The following is an 18,620-nucleotide window of genomic DNA, read 5'->3' as shown; positions in this document are numbered from 1 at the left end:
AGGTTCACAAAAAATCCCCTGTGGGAGCGAGCCTGCTCGCGATGGCGGCAGTCCATCAAACCTCAATGCAACTGCCCCACCGCGGCCGTCAGAGCGCCTCGCGCCCCGGCACCCCATCCACCAACCGCAGGATTCCCAGCGGGTTGGCGTTCTTCAGCGGTTCCGGCAGCAGGCTGTCGGGATAGTTCTGGAAGCACACCGGGCGCAGGAAGCGATCGATCGCCAATGTGCCCACCGAGGTGCCCCGGGCATCGGACGTCGCCGGATAAGGTCCGCCGTGCACCATCGAATCACACACCTCGACCCCGGTCGGATAACCGTTGAGCAGGATGCGGCCGACCTTCTGTTCCAGCAGCGGGGTCAATTCGCTGAACCGTTCGAAATCCGCCGGCTCGCCAATCATCGTCGCGGTCAGTTGGCCGTGCAGGCCGTTCAGCGCGGCGGTCAGTTGTGCCTGGTCGGCGACTTCGACAAACACCGTGGTCGGGCCAAACACTTCTTCCTGCAGCGCCTCGTCACCGTTGATCAGCAGGCTGGCATCGGCCTTGAACAGCTGCGGCTGGGCCTGGTTGCCCTGCTGCTCGCGCCCGGCCAGGTGCTCGATGCCCGGGTGAGCCAGCAATTTCTGCAGGCCCTTGCCGTAGCTTTGCAGCGTGCCGGCGTTGAGCATGGTCTGGGGCGCCTGGTCGCCGATCAGCGCGGCTACCTGCTGGGTGAAGGCAGTGAATTGCGGCGAGCGAATGCCGATCACCAGGCCCGGGTTGGTACAGAACTGACCGCAGCCCTGCACCACCGAGGCGGTCAAGTCACGCGCGACGCTCTCGGCGCGGGTTTCCAGCGCTTGCGGCAACACGATCACCGGGTTGATGCTCGACATTTCGGCGAACACCGGAATCGGCTGCGGCCGTGCGGCCGCCATGTCGCACAGGGCACGTCCGCCCTTGAGGGAGCCGGTGAAGCCCACGGCCTGGATCGCCGGATGCTTGACCAGCCATTCGCCGACACCACCGCCGTAGATCATGTTGAACACGCCAGCCGGCATCGCGGTTTTTTCCGCCGCGCGGATGATCGCATCGGCCACGTGCTCGGCAGTCGCCATGTGGCCGCTGTGGGCCTTGAACACCACCGGGCAACCGGCCGCCAGGGCCGACGCCGTGTCGCCACCGGCGGTGGAAAACGCCAGGGGGAAGTTACTGGCGCCGAACACCGCCACCGGCCCCAGGCCGATGCGGTATTGACGCAGGTCCGGACGCGGTAATGGCGTGCGCTCAGGCAATGCCCGGTCGATGCGCGCACCGTAGAAATCGCCTCGGCGCAAGACCTTGGCGAACAGGCGCATCTGGCCGCTGGTGCGACCGCGCTCGCCCTGGATCCGTGCCGCCGGCAACGCGGTTTCACGACAGACCACGGCCACGAACTCATCGCCCAAGGCGTCCAGTTCATCGGCAATGGCCTCGAGGAACTCGGCCCGGCGCACCGCGCTCAGGCTGCGGTAGGCCGGATAAGCCGCAGCCGCGGCCTTGGCGGCAGCATCGACTTCTTCGGCCGTGGCCTGGATGAAATCATGGGGCAAGGCCTCGCCAGTGCTGGCATCGACGCTTTGCAGGCGGGTCTGGCCGGCCGCGCTGCGCGCCCCGCCGATATAGTTGTGGCCAAGGATCTGGTTCATCGCAAGTCTCCTTTAAAGTGTGCCGATAGTACCCGGGTTGAACACCGCGTCTACCGGGGCAATGCCGTTGACCAGCGGCGCGCCGAATTCAGCCTGGCTGATTTCGAACACATCCCCCGGTTGAGTGCGGATGCCGTCGGCGAACGACAGGGTCGCGGTGCCGAAGAAGTGAACGTGCACGTCCCCCGGGCGCAGGAACTGACTGTACTTGAAGTGGTGGAACTCCAGGTTCTCGAGGCTGTGGCACATGTTCGCCTCGCCGCTGAGGAACTCGTTCTGCCACAGCACTTCGCCATTGCGCAGGATACGACTGGTCCCGGACAGATGTTGAGGCAGTTCACCCACGCGAAGTTCCGGGCCAAAACTGCAACTGCGCAATTTCGAGTGGGCCAGGTACAGGTAATTCTTGCGCTCCATCACGTGGTCGGAAAACTCGTTGCCCACGGCGAAGCCCAGGCGATAGGGCTTGCCGTCATGGCCGATGACATACAGGCCGCTGATTTCCGGCTCTTCGCCGGCGTCTTCGGCAAAGGGTGGCAGCGGGAACGGATGGCCCGGGCGGACCACGATGCTGCCGTCGCCCTTGTAGAACCATTCCGGTTGCACGCCGGCCTGCCCGGCCTGGGGTTTACCGCCCTCCACGCCCCACTTGAAGATGCGCATGGTGTCGGTCATGGTCGCTTCGTCGCCGGCCTGCTGGTGCATCTTGTCCCGGGCCGAGGCGCTGCCAAGGTGGGTCAGGCCGGTACCGCTGACCAACAGGTGCGCCGGGTCCGGGTGGTCCAGCGGTGGCAGGATGCGCAGCTCAGCGAGCAGCTGTGCGTAATCATGACCGGCGCCCAGGCCCAGGCTATCGACCTGTCGTTCAAGTTTCACACCTGCCTCGATGGCCGCCAGCGCCAGCTCGCGCACGGTGCCGGCGCCCTGCACTTCGCGCACCTGATCGCCCTCGACCACACCGACGCGGCGTTCGCCGTTACTCAATTCGAACTGAACTAAACGCATATCTTTCTCCTTGTAAGCAAAACTTGAATTCGGTGCAGCCCCTTGTGGGAGCGAGCTTGCTCGCGATGGCGGTCTGACAGTCGACATCATCGGTGAATGTGAGACTGCTATCGCGAGCAAGCTCGCTCCCACAGTTAAGTGCAGTGGCCTCAGGTACGCGTCGCCCCCCGGGCGCTGGCGGCGAACTGATCCGCCGGTAGCACATGCTTGCGCTCCAGCAGGCGATAGACCACGCCGGTCAACACCAGGCCGAACACCATCACACCGGACAGGAAATACAGCCCCGAGGCCAGGTTGCCGGTGTACTCCTTCAGCGCACCGATCACGAACGGACCGATGTAACCGCCCAGGTTGCCCACCGAGTTGATCAGCGCAATACCCGCCGCCGCACTGGCGCCGGCAAAGAAACGCCCTGGCAAGGTCCAGAACACCGCCGTGCAGGAAAACAGCGCGAACGCCACCAGGCACAGCGCCGCCAGTTGCAACACCGGCACCGACAACCAGGCGCTGAGGAACAGGCCGATGGCGCCCAATACATAGAGCACGGCCAGATGACCGTAGCGATCATTCAAGCGGTCGGAGCTGCGGGGAATGATCAGCAAGCCGACGATGCCGAAGATGTACGGCACCGACGAGACGAAGCCGGTCACCAGGTCGCTGCCACCGAACTGCTTGATCAGCGTCGGCAGCCACAGGCCCAAGCCGTAGATGCTCAGGGTCACCGGTAGGTAGAACAGCGCCAGCAACAGGACGCGCTTGTCCTTCAAGGCGTGCAGCGGATTGCCGTGGCGGGTCTGGCCGTATTCCTGCAGGTCTTTTTTCAGCTCACCGGTCAGCCAGTCCTTCTCGGCCTGGTCCATCCAGTTCACTTGTTGCGGACCATCCGGCAGGTAACGCAGCACCGGCCAGGTCAGCAGCACCGCCGGCAGGCCGATGACGATGAACAGCCACTGCCAGCCGTGCAGGCCGAGGATGCCGTCCATGCCCAGCAAACCGCCGGACACCGGGCCGGTGATCATCATTGCAATAGGTTGGGACAGAATGAACAGGCCCAGGATCTTGCCGCGATGGCGTACCGGGAACCATTGGGTGATGTAGTACAGCACGCCCGGAAAGAACCCGGCTTCGGCCGCGCCCAACAGAAAGCGCATGACATAGAAGCTATGCGGGCCCTGCACGAACGCCATGCCGATGGTGATGGCGCCCCAGGTGATCATGATGCGGGCGAACCAGCGCCGGGCACCGAAGCGCTCCAGCATCAGGTTGCTGGGGATCTCCAGCAGGAAGTAACCGATGAAAAACAGCCCGGCACCCAGGCCGTAGGCGGCATCGCCGATACCGATGTCGGCGCCCATGTGCAGCTTGGCGAAGCCCACCGCGGAGCGGTCCACGTAGGCGATCAGGTACAGCAGGATCAGGAAGGGAATCAGTTTCAGCGTGATGCGACGAATAAGCCGCAATTCCTGGCTCATGGGACCGGTCTCCGATTGTTGTTGTTATGGAACCTCGGGGGATTTCTCTCGCGAATGACCGCCAGGACAACCCCTCCGTTGAATCGGACTATATAGTAATACTATTTACCCAACAACACTTCCAAAGCGCGCAATTTGCGCTTATGTTACGCTCAAGCTCGAACAATATAGTCATACAATAAGAGAATCGATCATGTCTGATAAGAAACCCTCCCTGCGCTCGGCCCAATGGTTTGGCACCGCCGACAAAAACGGCTTCATGTACCGCAGCTGGATGAAAAATCAGGGCATCGCCGACCATCAGTTCCACGGCAAGCCGATCATCGGCATCTGCAACACCTGGTCGGAACTGACGCCGTGCAACGCGCACTTCCGGCAGATCGCCGAGCACGTCAAGCGCGGCGTGATCGAAGCCGGGGGCTTCCCGGTGGAATTCCCGGTGTTCTCCAACGGCGAATCGAACCTGCGCCCCACCGCCATGCTGACCCGCAACCTGGCGAGCATGGACGTGGAAGAAGCGATTCGCGGCAACCCGATTGACGGCGTCGTGCTGCTCACCGGTTGCGACAAGACCACCCCTGCGTTGCTGATGGGCGCCGCCAGTTGCGACGTCCCGGCCATCGTCGTCACCGGCGGGCCGATGCTCAACGGCAAGCACAAGGGCCAGGACATTGGCTCCGGCACCGTGGTCTGGCAATTGAGCGAACAGGTCAAGGCCGGCACCATCACCATCGACGATTTCCTCGCGGCCGAGGGCGGCATGTCCCGCTCGGCCGGCACCTGCAACACCATGGGCACGGCCTCGACCATGGCCTGCATGGCCGAAGCCCTCGGCACCTCCCTGCCCCACAACGCGGCGATTCCGGCCGTGGATGCACGGCGTTATGTGCTGGCCCACATGTCCGGCATGCGCGCCGTGGAAATGGTCCGTGAAGATCTCAAGCTGTCGAAGATCCTGACCAAGGAAGCCTTCGAAAACGCCATCCGCGTCAACGCCGCCATCGGCGGTTCCACCAACGCGGTGATCCACCTCAAGGCCATTGCCGGACGCATCGGCGTGCAGCTGGACCTGGATGACTGGACCCGCATCGGTCGCGGCATGCCGACCATCGTCGACCTGCAGCCGTCCGGGCGCTTTTTGATGGAAGAGTTCTACTACGCCGGCGGTCTGCCCGCCGTGCTGCGGCGTCTCGGCGAGGCCAACCTGATTCCCAATCCGAATGCCCTGACGGTCAACGGCAAGAGCATCGGCGAGAACACCAAGGACGCACCGATCTATGGCCAGGATGAGGTGATCCGCACCCTGGACAACCCGATCCGCGCCGACGGCGGTATCTGCGTGCTGCGCGGCAACCTGGCGCCACTGGGGGCGGTGCTCAAGCCGTCCGCCGCCACCGCCGAACTGATGCAGCATCGCGGTCGCGCCGTGGTGTTCGAGAACTTCGACGAGTACAAGGCCCGGATCAACGACCCGGAACTGGACGTGGACGCTAACTCGATCCTGGTGATGAAGAACTGCGGGCCCAAGGGTTATCCAGGCATGGCCGAAGTGGGCAATATGGGCTTGCCGGCCAAGCTGCTGGCCCAGGGCGTGACGGACATGGTGCGGATTTCCGATGCGCGCATGAGCGGCACCGCCTACGGCACCGTGGTGCTGCACGTGGCACCGGAAGCAGCGGCCGGCGGACCTCTGGCAGCGGTGAAGGAAGGCGACTGGATCGAGCTCGACTGCGCCAGCGGCCGCCTGCACCTGGACATCCCGGACGCCGAACTCGCCGCGCGCCTGGCCGACATCGCTCCCCCGCAGCAACTGCTGGTGGGTGGCTATCGCCAGCTGTACATCGATCACGTGTTGCAAGCGGACCAGGGTTGTGACTTCGACTTCCTGGTGGGCTGCCGCGGCGCCGAAGTACCACGCCACTCCCACTGACCCCATCCATCCCCTGTGGGAGCGAGCTTGCTCGCGATGGCGGTGTGACAGCCAACTTAGATGTTGAATGTTCAACCGCTATCGCGAGCAAGCTCGCTCCCACAGTAGGTCGGCGTCAGCATTGAATCGCACTAGCGACCCGCCATCGCCGCGCCTGCTATCATGCGCCACACTCCCCTCGCACAGGATCGCGCCGCGCCCCATGGATTACCGTAAACCCTCCGACCGCAAGAGCATGCACGCGCGCATCGTCCAGGAACTGGGCATGCAGATCGTTTCCGGGCGCTTCAAACCGGACGATAAACTGCCCGCCGAAGCCTTGTTGTGCGAAGAGTATGCGGTCAGCCGCCCGGTGCTGCGCGAGGCCACGCGGGTGCTGGTCGCCAAGGGCCTGGTGTATTCGCGTCCGCGCGTGGGCACGGTGGTCAAGGCCCGGCGGGAATGGCACATGCTCGACCCGGACGTGCTGCATTGGTTGATGCAGAGCAGCCCGCAGAATGAATTCTTCAACCTGCTGACCAGCGTGCGCAGCATCATCGAGCCGGCCGCCGCCGCCCTCGCCGCCCAGTTCGCCGACGAGGCCGACATCGCCGCCATCCGTGAAGCCTACCAACGCATGGAAGCAGCCCCGACCCCCGAGGCCATGCTGCAACCGGACCTGGACTTCCACAGCCGCATCGCCGACGCCACCCACAACGACCTGCTCGCCAACCTCTGCAACATGTTGTCGGTGGCCATCGCCGAAGCCCTCAAGCACTCCAACCAGCGGCCCAATCTGCACGAGCTGGCGATGCCGCGCCACAAGGCGATCCTCACCGCCATCGAGAACCGCGATGCCCTCGGTGCCCGGCACGCCACCCTGGTGCAACTGGACGATGCCCGTAGCGCGCTGAACGTCGTGCTGGGCAACGATCCCGCCTGATAAGGTCAGTGCTGTGGGAGCAAAGCTTGCTCGCGACAGTGGACTGGAGTGCGCCCCATCGCGAGCAAGCTTTGCTCCCACAGGGTCGTGGCTTGACTAAGCAGCTTTGCTCCTACGAGGTTTGGCTTGACTGACTGACCGGCATTGTCCTCAGCGGGTGGTATTTATGTACCACCCGCACCACAGCGAGAAGTCGATACTTTTCTCGCCGTCATTCCGACGGCCATGTTTTGTGAAAAGGACTTCTCATGACCGCTCCCTCCTCCGCAGACTCCATCCCTGCGTTGACGCAAAACGTCAGCCTGCAATTCGCCAACCATCCGACCTTCGAACAGATCGTGCAACGCATGCTCGAACAAGCGATCAAGCGAACATACCCCTGGCTGGCCATCGACTTGCCCACGGTCCAGCTGGCGACTCCAGACGCCACTGGACATGCCTGGAAATTCCAGCCGTTCATGCCCGTGGTGCTCGATCACGTGGCCGTTGGCACACCCGTGGATTTCAGCCCACGGGGCAACCTGGATTGTTTTCTCTCCGACACCCCACCGCACCGGCTCCGGGCAGGCAACCAGGAAGTGGACATCCAGGTCATCAAGAACTCGTTGCTGGAACTGGCCTGGAGCGTACCGCTCGGGCTGGAGGATGCACTGGTCCGTTACTGGGGCGACGACATTGACGCAACCGGTGCGAACAGCCACGGCAACCGCTGGCGCTGGCTCAGCGATGTGCTGAGGAACATGCTGAGCATCCGCGGGCTGCAACAGCCCGGGCTCGCTGACACGGCCCGCGAGGCCCTTGACCAGGTCGTCCGTTGGCCGGACCGGGAGCGACGCTTTCGTCTCGCCCCACAGGCGCCTGTGTACGCCTACAACCTGGAAACCCGAATCACCCGAGGCACCACCAGCACCGTACTGGTCGGCAGCGAAATCCTCCTGGTCCGCGCCACGAAAGGCACCACCGACTTGCTGCTGTGCAGCCCCGGCAGCGCCGTGCAATCCTTTGCCTCCCTGGAAGCCTTCAACCGGCATTGGGGCGCATCGATCGCCAGCCGTTACACCGTCGACACCGTCACCTGCCAGCGCTACGAGATAAGCGGCGACGTCTTCGAGAGCCAGGCGGCAATGCTGTTGGAGCAACAACTGGCCGACCTGAAGGCTGTGCAGCTGCCCGCCGGGATCGACCTGCAAAACCTGAAGAACCTCTACAACGACTTGAGCGACCCGGCTCGCTACCTGCTGGAAGCCCCGCGACTCTCGCCGCAAACTTCGGCACGCCTGGCTCCCTTGCTGCCCCGTTGGCTGAAAAAAAGCGCCATCGCCGACCAGACGACGCTCCAGCGCTACAGCCTGGCCCTGGCCAGTGCCAAAAAACGCCACCAGGGCCAGACCTTCCTCAGCGGCATCGAGGACATCAAGGCCTTCACCGCCAGTGCCTTGTCCAGCGCCATGGGACAAACGAACGGCAGCAGCCCGGACAAGGTGCCGTCGAGCCAATACCGACCCGACGATGTGCTGCTGAACTTCACCGTTTCCGCAGGCTATCCCGGGACCATCGGCCTCAGCGAGAAGCGGCAGATGAGCCTGACCGAACTGGCCATCCACAATCTCATCGCCCGCCCCAGCGGCCACTTCACGCTCAGCCATCGCCTGGGCCTGACGCTGCCGACCTGGTTGACCCCGGACTTCGTGACCGGGCTGGTCGAGCAGGTCGACATTGGCACGACCTATCCTCGCTACCTGCAACAGCACCTGCTCGGTAACTCGTCCCAGGCAAAGAACCGCCAACGGATGTTCGCCGAACAGATCCCTGCGCAACTGGCCCTCGACGCACTGAAACAGCGGTTGAACAACGAAAACGGCATGACCTTCCAAGGCCTGCGCCTGCTGGAAGCCGTTCTCCAACCTGACGCGGCGAGCCAACAGGTCAACGGTCGGCCGGTGGTCATTCGCCACCTGGGTTTGGTGCGCAAGCCCCAGGCCCAGCCCGATACCGTGACCAACATGTTCCTTATCGAAGCGCAGGACACCACCACCGGCCCGCACCTGCTGTATCGGCCGCTTTACGCCCCTGCGCTGCAAGAGTTCCCGTCGCGGGAGGCGCTGTTCCAGGCCATTGCCGCCGCCGGGGATCTGCAGAACAGCGTCCTGACCTGGCTGTCCGACGCCGCCCGCCCGGTGTACGCCAACGGCGGTTTCCTGGAGCCACACATCGTGCGGTTCTTTCCCGGTGATGAGTTCAGCGTCCCCGACAAACCCGCTCCGGCCACACTCGCCACGCAGGACACCCACGACGAACTGCTGCAAGCGCTGCACAACGGTGAGCTGATGCAGTACCTCTATGGCTGCAACGCCCAGGCCCTGGTCACCCAGGCCGACCGGGACTCGGTGTCCAACCGCGAGAGCCGCTGGGCCGTGTTGCTTCGGGGCGGCAGCCTGTTGTTCAACACATTGCTGTTCCCTTTGCTGCGCGGCCCGGTCATGACCACTGCCTGGCTATGGAACCTGATGGCCAGCGCCCAACAGGACATTCCAGCCTTGATCAGCGAGGATCCGGTGGCACGGGAGCTGGCCGCCGTCGATCTGCTCGTCAACCTGGCCATGCTGGTGAGCCAACTGCCCACCGGTCATGCGCCGGTCACCCGTGAGGCGGTGGCCCCATCGTTGAAGGAGCAAGCCATGCGTCCCCCGGCGCCACGCATCGTTGCCGAGCATTGGCCGGTGCCAGCGCCGCCCACCGTCGTGGAGGGAACCATCGCCGTGCCTGGCGCCCAAGCCGATGCCGCCAGTAGACGCCTGGACTTCAGCTTCGCCAGCGCCGGCCAGCGCCTGACACCGGAACAACGCACCCGGCTGCTGCGCTTGCAGGCATCGCGCCCTTCGGCAATGCCCGAACCCATCGGATATGGCCCGTACAAGGGTTTGTACGTGATCGACAAAAAATGGCATGCCGAGGTGGATGACGTTCTGTATCAGGTCAACCCTGAAGCGGACGGCAGCGCGACCATCGTCGACCCGCTCGACCCCAGCCGGAACGGTCCGCCGTTGAAAACCGACAGCCAGGGCCACTGGTTCCTCGATCTGCGTCTGCGCCTGCTGGGCGGCTCGCCCCCCAAACGGTTGCAAGCACAGCGCGACCTCAATCTGGAGCGGAGGTGGGTACTACAAGAGGAATACAATCAGGTGGTCAAGGGAGACGCAGCTCGAAACAGAGCCCTGCAAATTGCCCAGGAAGTGATGATCAGGCTCGATAGCGGAAGGGACTATACCGAGGCACAACGCACGGCGAAGCGCAAAGTTTACTATGACCTGCTCCAGGAACAGACCGACCTTTATCTGAAGCTGGTGAACAGCGCGCCCGAGCGGGCCAGCCTGGGTATCGAGCTCTCCCCGGCAGACTTGCGCGGGATGTTGGAAAACGTGGTGAACAATGCCCGGAAGGCCGTCATAGTCACCGAAAATCAACGCACGGCCATCATCAATGCCCATCCTCAGTTTCAAGGGGAGGTCAATCAGATGGAGGCTGTCGTCACTAACCTGCAGGACTACCTGAAGTATCTCGGCACCCTGAGCGATCTCAATGATCAGGCGATCCATTGGCTGGAGCTCAAGGACGATTTTCTCGAGCGATTATTGAATCTGGATGAGGCCGGGGCCCAGGCGTTCGAGCGCCTCACCAGTGACCGGCCGCTCGACGAAATAAATTCAATCAGCAGCAAAGCCATGCAATTCGCTACGCTTCCGATGCTGTCGGTCAAAAACTCCAGTTCCAACCTGTCCGAGAGCCTGCTGCGCATCGTCGTGCCCTTGGGGGAACAAGTGCGCTCCCATTGCGAACTGCGGATGTATGAACTCCCCCCCTCGGAACAGCTGGAGGTACTGACGAGCCTGACTGAGCAATATGGCAAGTCCTTGGATGCCTTACAGGGAGTCAAGACGCTCTACGCCGACAATCTCAACGAATCCTATTTCGACAGGTTGCTCAAGCTGATCGAGAGTCTTTACCAAGAGGTCTCCGGCAAACTCGCCGCAGAAATCAAGCCCGAGCCAAAGCCGCGCAGGCGTGCGCCAAAACAGTCCAGGGTGCCCGCCGGACGCCCACAGAAAAAGGTGATCAGGACCCGCAACCGTGGCGTCCTGATCGGTGACTTGAAGCCGGCCGGCACGGCCCTGCCGATTGAAGTCGTCGAGCTGCGCTTCAACGATACTCTACTGGCCACCTACTCGCGTCACGACGATGTGTGGGATGCCGTCGATATACGCAAACCAACCCCGGCCCCCAAGACGAGATCGGTCAAGGCGATCAAGAACGATGCGCGCAAACTGCTCGCAGAATTGGACGAACGTCTGCGCCGCGCTGAAAGCTACAAGAAACACTGCCGCCATCCCCAGGAAATCGAGGAGATCATGAACAATGAGGCGGGTCGTTTTCGCAAGCTTGCCGAGGAGTTCGACCGGGCATTGGCCGCATCGAAAACCCCGCGCACCCCGGCAGACGAGGCACTGAGTCAACAGTTGTCAGACGCAGTCTCCAGCCTGACCACCAAGGGCAGTGCCCTGCGCACCGAATTGAGCCTGCAATTGCCGCCTACCGACGGCAACCTCCGGTTCCTGTTCGAAAAGAACCTGATACAAGTCGCACGGCTCGGGGATCGCAAGGCCTTGAAAGGAAGCCGACAGGATTTCCTCCAGGAATACGCCATCAACGACCGTGACGGTTTTCCCCTCTGGTATGCCCATTTTCACTACGAAACGGCTGACACACCGAAGGACAATTTCAGCGTCGCGCACCTGAAGACTAAGGAACAACGCAAGGAGCACTACCACTCACTGCTGGCCAAGGCCACCAGCCCTTATGCGGTGGTGAACGTGCATCGAGGGCAGCTCAGCAAGTCGTTGGCGCAGAGCAAGTTCTTGCCCTTGGCGCCTTGATGGCCAGGGCTTGCAGGCTGGAGTGATCAGTCGCTGAGCGCGAGAAAAAACCTGTGGGAGCGAGCTTGCTCGCGATGGCTGACGGACAGTCAATACCTTCATTGACTGTCACACCGCTATCGCGAGCAAGCTCGCTCCCACATGGGTTCACCCCCAGGGCTGTGCTGGGCAGGTTCCGCCCCTCATCAATGGGCAAACAACGAGTTGCCCTTCTGCCCCGCCAGTTTCTCCGGCTTGATCAGGAAGCGCGCCAGCGCCGGCAACAGCCACAGTGCACCGAACATGTTCCACAGCAGCATGAACGTCAGCATCAAGCCCATGTCGGCCTGGAACTTGATGGCCGAGAAGATCCAGGTGCACACGCCGATGGCCAGGCACAAACCGGTGAACAGTACCGCCTTGCCGGTGGATTTCAGCGTCTGGTAGTAAGCCTCCTGCAACGGCAACCCGGCCCGCAGGAAGCTTTCCAGGCGGCTGTAGATGTAGATGCCGTAGTCGACGCCGATCCCGACACCCAGCGCGACCACCGGCAGCGTCGCGACTTTCACACCGATGCCCATGAAAGCCATCAGGGCGTTGCCCAGTACCGACGTCAGCACCAGCGGCAGCACGATGCACAGCGTCGCCGCCCAGGAACGGAAGGTGATCATGCACATGGTCGCCACGCAGATGTACACCAGAATCAGAATGGTCAGTTCCGATTCCTTGATCACTTCATTGGTGGCCGCCTCGATGCCGGCGTTACCGGCGGCGAGGAGGAACTCCAGGCCATCGCGGTTGTTTTCCTTGGCGAAGTCCTGCACCGCCTTCACCGCGCGGTCCAGGGTCTCGGCCTTGTGGTCGTTGAGGAACACCAGCACCGGCGCCAGGGAGCAGCTGTTGTTGTACAGGCCATCGGCCCGGGCGATGGAGTTGTTCAGCACATCAGGGTTGCGCGACAGGGTCTCCCATTTCAGGTTGCCCTCGTTCATGCCCTTGATCATTTGCTTGGATACGGTCACCAGGGAAATCGCCGACTGCACACCCTCGGTGTTCTGCATCTTCCACATCAATTCGTCGATGGGGGCCATGGCTTCATAGCGCGAGCAGCCTTCGGCCTTGGTCTTGACCATCACCACCAGCACATCGGAGCTGGTGGAGTAATTGCTGATGATGAAGTTGTTGTCCTGGTTGTAGCGCGAGTCCGGACGCAGTTCCGGCGCGCCCTGGTCCAGGTCGCCGATCTTCAGGTTCTGGCTGTACCAGAGGCCACCGCCAAAGGCGATCACCGCCAGGGCGATGGACACCGGCGCGACCTTGGCGCTGGCGAAGTTCGACAGCAGGCGCCAGAACGGATGTTCGCGGGTCGCATCTTTCTTGCTGCGTTCGACCGCACGCTTGCTGATGCCAACGTAGGAAATCGCCACTGGCAGCAGGATCAGGTTGGTGAACACGATCACTGCCACGCCGATGGAGGCGCCGATGGCCAGTTCGCGGATCACGCCGATGTCGATGATCAGCAAGGTGATGAAACCCACGGCGTCCGCCAGGATCGCGATCATCCCCGGCAGGAACAACTGGCGGAAGGTGCGCCGCGCCGCCGTCAGGGCGTTGTCCGCCTCGCTGGACTGCAAGGCGATGCCATTGATTTTCTGCACCCCGTGGGAAATGCCGATGGCGAAGATCAGGAACGGCACCAGCATCGAGTACGGATCCAGGCCGAAACCGGCCGCGTGCATCAGCCCCAGTTGCCAGACCACCGCCACCAGGGTGGTGGCCAACACCGCCACGGTGCTGCGTATGCAGTTCGTGAACCAGTACAGCAGGACCAGGGTGATGACGAAGGCCACGCCGAAGAACAGCACCACCATGACCAGGCCGTCGATCAGGTCACCGACTTTCTTGGCGAAACCGACGATATGGATCTGCACATTCGGGTTCTGGGCTTCGAACTTGTTGCGGATCTTGTCTTCAAGTTCGTGGGAAAACTTCCGGTAGTCGAGGGCGAGCAATTTGCCCTGGTCCTGCGGGTCGGGATAGGACTCCAGCAGCGGGATGTCGATGATGCTCGACTTGAAGTCGTTGGCCACCAGGCGCCCGACCTGGCCGGACTTGAGCACGTTGTTGCGCAGCAGGTCGAGGCTGTCGGCCGAGCCGTTGTAGCTCTGGGGGATCACCTCGCCGCCGGCGAAGCCCTCCTCCGTCACTTCGGTCCAGCGCACGCTGGGGCTCCACAACGACTTGAGCCCGGAACGGTCGACACCGGAGATGTAGAAGACCTCGTCGTGGATCTGGCGCAGGGTCTCCATGTAGTCCTTGAAGAAGATGTCGCCATTGGTGGCTTCCACGGAAATGCGCACCGTGTTGCCCAGGTTCGCCAGGTCATTGCGGTGCTCGAGCATCTTCTGAATGAAGGGGTGCTCGAGGGGGATCATTTTTTCGAAACTGGTGGAGGGGCGGATCAGCGTGGCCTGCCAGAACAGGAAGATGCTGACCAGCAGGCAAATGACGATCACTGCCGGGCGGTTGTTGAAAATCAGGCGCTCGAGGAACGTCGCCTTGTCTTGATGATGACTGCTCATGGGGTCCGCCTTCTTGTTTTTATGCCCGTCTTGCAGGCCTGACTCATTTGCTCAGTTCGGCGCCGGTGGAGGTGGTGGCGCGCACGCCGCCTTGCCCCGCCAGGATCAGGTTGCCGTTGCCTGCCGCCGTGACGGCCGCCACGGAGATTCGGTCCGGACGGTTGAACACGCTGAAGGTCTCGCCATCGTCGGTACTGCGCACCACACTGCCGCCGTTGCCGACAATCACGATGGAACCGTCCTCCAGCAGTGTGGCGCCCGACAGGCCGAATTCCAGGCTGCCCCGGGCGGCCTTGAGCTCGACCTGCTCCCAGGTGTCGCCAAAATCGGTGGAACGGTACAGGTTGCCGCGCAAGCCGTAGGCCAGCAGCGTCGAAGGCTGGGCGGTGCCGATGACCCCGAACAGCGAGCCTTCGTACGGGCCTTCGACCTTCTCCCAGGTCTGCCCCCCATCGGCGGAACGGAACATGCTGCCGGCCTCCCCCACAATGAACAGCCCGGCGTCTTTCACGGCCGCGATTGCGTTGAGGTGGAACTGATCTTCGTTATCAAGGCGGTCGCTGGCGTCTTCCCAATGCTTGCCGCCGTCGGTGGTTTCCAGCAGCGCACCGTACGCCCCCACGGCAAAACCGTTGCTGGCGTCCTTGAACCAGACATCCAGCAGTGGCGCTTCACGGGTGAGGTCTTCGTATTGCTTGGTCCAGGTGCTGCCACCGTCGTCGCTGGCGAGGATCTGCGCGTCGTGCCCCACGGCCCAGCCGTGCTTGTCATCGACGAAAAATACCGCGGTGAGCAGTTGGCGGGTCGGCACCTTGGCCTGGCTCCAGGACGTGCCCTGGTCGTCGGAATAGACAATGTGCCCACGATCACCGACCGCCACCAAGCGCTGGCCGGCATGGACCACATCGAGCATCAGGGTTTTGCTGGCCTTGGCCGATTCGACGGAATAGATGACATCGGACGTCGACGCCGCAACGGCCATCGCCGGTGCCGACAACACCGCAGAGCCCAGCAGCGAGAGCGCCGAAGCCAGCAACGCGATTCTGCGCAGCAGCGGCGGCCGGCAGCGGCCCACAGCCATGACAGGCTCACTCATAGACCTTTCCCCCATTATTATTGTTATGGCTTGGTACGTTGCCAGTCCTGGAGCATAGCCCTGAAACCTGCAATCTAGAGCCACTTCGGAAGCTGGCCTATCCTATCGGGCTTTCGAAAGGTCTGACAATCGACGCCGCGTTATCTTTTGTTAACCAGGGGGGTTGGCGCTGGGGGTGAATGGCGGGGTATTCGGTGGGGTGATAGCGAGGGGCCCGGCAGTGACGGGGCTGACGCTATCGCGAGCAAGCTCGCTCCCACAGGGGATCCATGCTGATCACAAGATAGGTGTTCACTGGAGATCTACTGTGGGAGCGAGCTTGCTCGCGATGGGAGCACCGCGGTCCGCCAGGCAGACCGCGGCCTCAAGGTCACGCCAGACTCTTGCTCACCACCTCGAACACATCGGCCGACAGCCCGCCTGACGCCAGGATGCGCTCCAGCTCGGCTTTCATCAGCGCCTGGCGGGCGCTGTCGTATTTGCGCCAGCGGGTCAGCGGTGCCAGTTGCCGCGAGGCGATTTGCGGGTTGAAGCCATTGAGCTGGATGACCAGATCCGCCAGGAAGCGATAACCCGAACCGTCGGCGGCGTGGAAGTTGATCAGGTTCTGCCCGGCGAACGCGCCGACCAGTGCCCGCACCTTGTTCGGGTTCTTGATATTGAACGCCGGGTGCTCCATCAGCGCCTTGACCCGCGCCAGGCCACCGGGCAACGGGCTGCCGGCCTGGACGCTGAACCATTGATCCATGACCAGCGGGTTGCCCTTGAAGTTTTCCGCGAACACTTCCAGGGCCTTGGCCTTCTCGGTCTCGAACGGCGAGTTGACCAGCACCGCCAACGCCGTGAGGCGTTCAGTCATGTTGTCGGCGGTGTCGAACTGCTCCAGGGTCGCACTCAGCACCTCAGGCTTGCCGGTGAGCATCAGGTAGGACAGCGCGATGTTCTGCAACGCGCGGCGGGCGAAATGCTCGGCCTCGGCCACGTATGGCGTGCGTTTCGACAGGTCGCGGTTGGCTTCGTAACGCAGCCACAGGGCTTCGAACAGGTTGTCGGCCAGTTGCTGACGGGCGAACTCACGGGCGGCATGGATCGCCTCGACGTCAGCCACTTCGCTGATTTCCGTCAGGTAGGCTTCGCTGGGCAGCGAGAGCATTTCCGCGACCATGGCCTGGTCCAGGGACTCGTCCGACAATACGCTACGCAGCGCACTGACCAGGCGTGGATCCAGCGTCAGGCTGGCGCCCTGCTGATGTTGGGCGATCAGTTCCTGCAGCACCTGCACCGACAACTGCTGGCCGGCATCCCAACGGTTGAAGCCGTCGCTGTCGTGCTGCATCAGGAACATCAACTGGTCGCGGTTGTACGGGAAGCTCAGCTTCACCGGCGCCGAGAAACCACGCAGCAACGAAGGCAGCGGTTGTTCGGCGACGTCGACGAAGGTGAAGGTCTGCTCGGCCTCGGTCACCGAGATCACCCGGGACGTACCGTCTGCCGTCGCTTCACCGGCCAGGCGCAACGGGATCTCGGCGCCTTGGCTGTCCAGCAGGCCCAGTTCCACGGGAATCACGAACGGCAGCTTTTCCTGTTTGTCCGGGGTTGGCGGGCAACTCTGGCGGAAGGTCAGGCTGTAGGTCTTGGCTGCGGCGTCGTAAGACTCGCTCACCGCCAGCCGTGGTGTACCGGCCTGGCTGTACCAACGCTTGAACTGCGCCAGGTCGACGCCGTTGGCATCTTCCATGGCCTTGATGAAGTCGTCGCAGGTCACGGCCTGGCCGTCGTGGCGTTCGAAGTACAGGTCACTGCCCTTGCGGAAACCCTCAGGCCCCAGCAGGGTGTGGATCATGCCGACCACTTCCGAGCCCTTTTCGTACACGGTCAGGGTGTAGAAGTTGGAGATCTCGATAAAACTGTCCGGCCGCACCGGGTGGGCCATGGGGCCGGCGTCTTCGGCGAACTGGTGGGTGCGCAGGTACGCCACGTCCTGGATGCGCTTGACGGTGGCGGAGTTCATGTCGGCCGAGAACCCGGCGTCGCGGAACACCGTGAAACCTTCCTTGAGCGACAGTTGGAACCAGTCGCGGCAGGTCACGCGGTTGCCCGACCAGTTATGGAAGTATTCGTGGGCAACGATCGCCTCGACCCGCTGGTGCGCGGCATCGGTGGCGGTTTCGGCGCGGGCCAGCACGGCGCTGGAGTTGAAGATATTGAGACCCTTGTTCTCCATGGCGCCCATGTTGAAGTCGTTGACCGCGACAATCATGAAGATGTCCAGGTCGTACTCGCGCCCGTACACCTCTTCGTCCCAGCGCATCGACTTCTTCAGGCTGGTCATGGCGTGCTGGCATTTGTCGATGTTTTCCGGCTCGACGTAGATGCGCAGTGCCACATTACGCTCGGTCATGGTGGTGAAGGTGTCTTCGACGCACCACAGGTCACCGGCCACCAGGGCGAACAGGTAGGCCGGTTTCTTGAACGGATCTTCCCAGGTCGCCCAGTGCCGGCCGTCTTCGCCGGGGCCGCTGGCAATCGGATTGCCGTTGGACAGCAGCACCGGATAACTGTGCTGCTCGGCCACCACGGTGGTGGTGAACTTGCTCATCACATCCGGACGGTCGAGGTAATAGGTGATCTTGCGGAACCCTTCGGCCTCGCACTGGGTGCAGAACATGCTGCCGGATTTGTACAGGCCTTCCAGGGCGGTGTTGGTTTCCGGATGAATCCTGACGGTGGTGTCGACCGTAAAGGCCTGGGCCTTGGGGTGCACGGTCAGGTGATTGTCGTCCAGTTGATAGTCGCCCTGCCCCAGGTCGGCATCGTCGAGCTTGAGGGAGATCAATTCAAGATGCTGGCCATCGAGCACCAGCGGCGGCAGCCCGGCACCGCGCTCGGGGTTGCGGCGCATCACCAGTTGCGCATGGACCAGGCTGTGGTCCTCGAACAACTCGAAGGTCAGGTGTGTTTCGTCGATCAGGTACTCGGGGGCCTGATAGTCCTTGAGGTAAATCATCTTCGGTTGTTCGGTGCGCATGGGTCG

At 62.6% G+C, this 18,620-nt stretch carries 9 protein-coding genes; 3 read left to right on the top strand and 6 right to left on the bottom strand.

The genetic code is table 11. The annotated features are described in order from the left end of the window. Positions 1-88: 88 nt before the first annotated feature. The 3 genes from BLU85_RS09500 to BLU85_RS09490 all read right to left on the bottom strand — a co-directional run bounded on the left by BLU85_RS09500 (position 89) and on the right by BLU85_RS09490 (position 4,146). On the bottom strand, positions 89-1,669 hold the full coding sequence (locus BLU85_RS09500) for an aldehyde dehydrogenase (NADP(+)) (protein ID WP_092198232.1): 1,581 nt from the start codon (positions 1,667-1,669) through the stop codon (positions 89-91). 12 nt (positions 1,670-1,681) lie between these two features. Then, entirely contained in the window at positions 1,682-2,674 is a 993-nt protein-coding gene (gene araD1 / locus BLU85_RS09495; RefSeq protein ID WP_092198229.1) for an AraD1 family protein, read from the bottom strand. Between the two features lie 149 nt (positions 2,675-2,823). Then, entirely contained in the window at positions 2,824-4,146 is a 1,323-nt protein-coding gene (locus BLU85_RS09490; RefSeq protein ID WP_092198226.1) for an MFS transporter, read from the bottom strand. A 193-nt stretch (positions 4,147-4,339) separates the two neighbouring features. On the opposite strand from BLU85_RS09490, the gene BLU85_RS09485 reads away from it, so the two are divergent. The 3 genes from BLU85_RS09485 (at position 4,340) to BLU85_RS09475 (ending at position 11,929) form a co-directional block, all read left to right on the top strand. Further along, a complete protein-coding gene (locus BLU85_RS09485; protein WP_092198223.1) occupies positions 4,340-6,076 on the top strand; it encodes an IlvD/Edd family dehydratase in 1,737 nt (578 codons plus the stop codon). 202 nt (positions 6,077-6,278) lie between these two features. Further along, the gene (locus BLU85_RS09480) at positions 6,279-6,998 is read left to right on the top strand and encodes a FadR/GntR family transcriptional regulator (protein ID WP_092198220.1); all 720 of its coding nucleotides are present in this window, start codon (positions 6,279-6,281) and stop codon (positions 6,996-6,998) included. 248 nt (positions 6,999-7,246) lie between these two features. Further along, a complete protein-coding gene (locus BLU85_RS09475; RefSeq protein ID WP_092198217.1) occupies positions 7,247-11,929 on the top strand; it encodes a dermonecrotic toxin domain-containing protein in 4,683 nt (1,560 codons plus the stop codon). A gap of 185 nt (positions 11,930-12,114) precedes the next feature. On the opposite strand, the gene BLU85_RS09470 is transcribed toward BLU85_RS09475, so the two are convergent. The 3 genes from BLU85_RS09470 to pepN all read right to left on the bottom strand — a co-directional run bounded on the left by BLU85_RS09470 (position 12,115) and on the right by pepN (position 18,614). Further along, on the bottom strand, positions 12,115-14,490 hold the full coding sequence (locus tag BLU85_RS09470) for an efflux RND transporter permease subunit (protein ID WP_092198214.1): 2,376 nt from the start codon (positions 14,488-14,490) through the stop codon (positions 12,115-12,117). A 43-nt stretch (positions 14,491-14,533) separates the two neighbouring features. Next, on the bottom strand, positions 14,534-15,586 hold the full coding sequence (locus tag BLU85_RS09465) for a WD40/YVTN/BNR-like repeat-containing protein (RefSeq protein WP_092198211.1): 1,053 nt from the start codon (positions 15,584-15,586) through the stop codon (positions 14,534-14,536). A gap of 370 nt (positions 15,587-15,956) precedes the next feature. After that, a complete protein-coding gene (pepN, locus tag BLU85_RS09460; RefSeq protein ID WP_092198208.1) occupies positions 15,957-18,614 on the bottom strand; it encodes an aminopeptidase N in 2,658 nt (885 codons plus the stop codon). Positions 18,615-18,620 lie beyond the last annotated feature (6 nt).

Origin of the sequence: Pseudomonas sp. NFACC14 (genome assembly GCF_900106885.1) — a bacterium.
In the GTDB taxonomy this organism is placed as follows: Bacteria; Pseudomonadota; Gammaproteobacteria; order Pseudomonadales; family Pseudomonadaceae; genus Aquipseudomonas; species Aquipseudomonas fluorescens_AA.
Note: the sequence above shows the minus strand (reverse complement) of the source record. Positions and strands in the feature narration are given on the sequence as shown.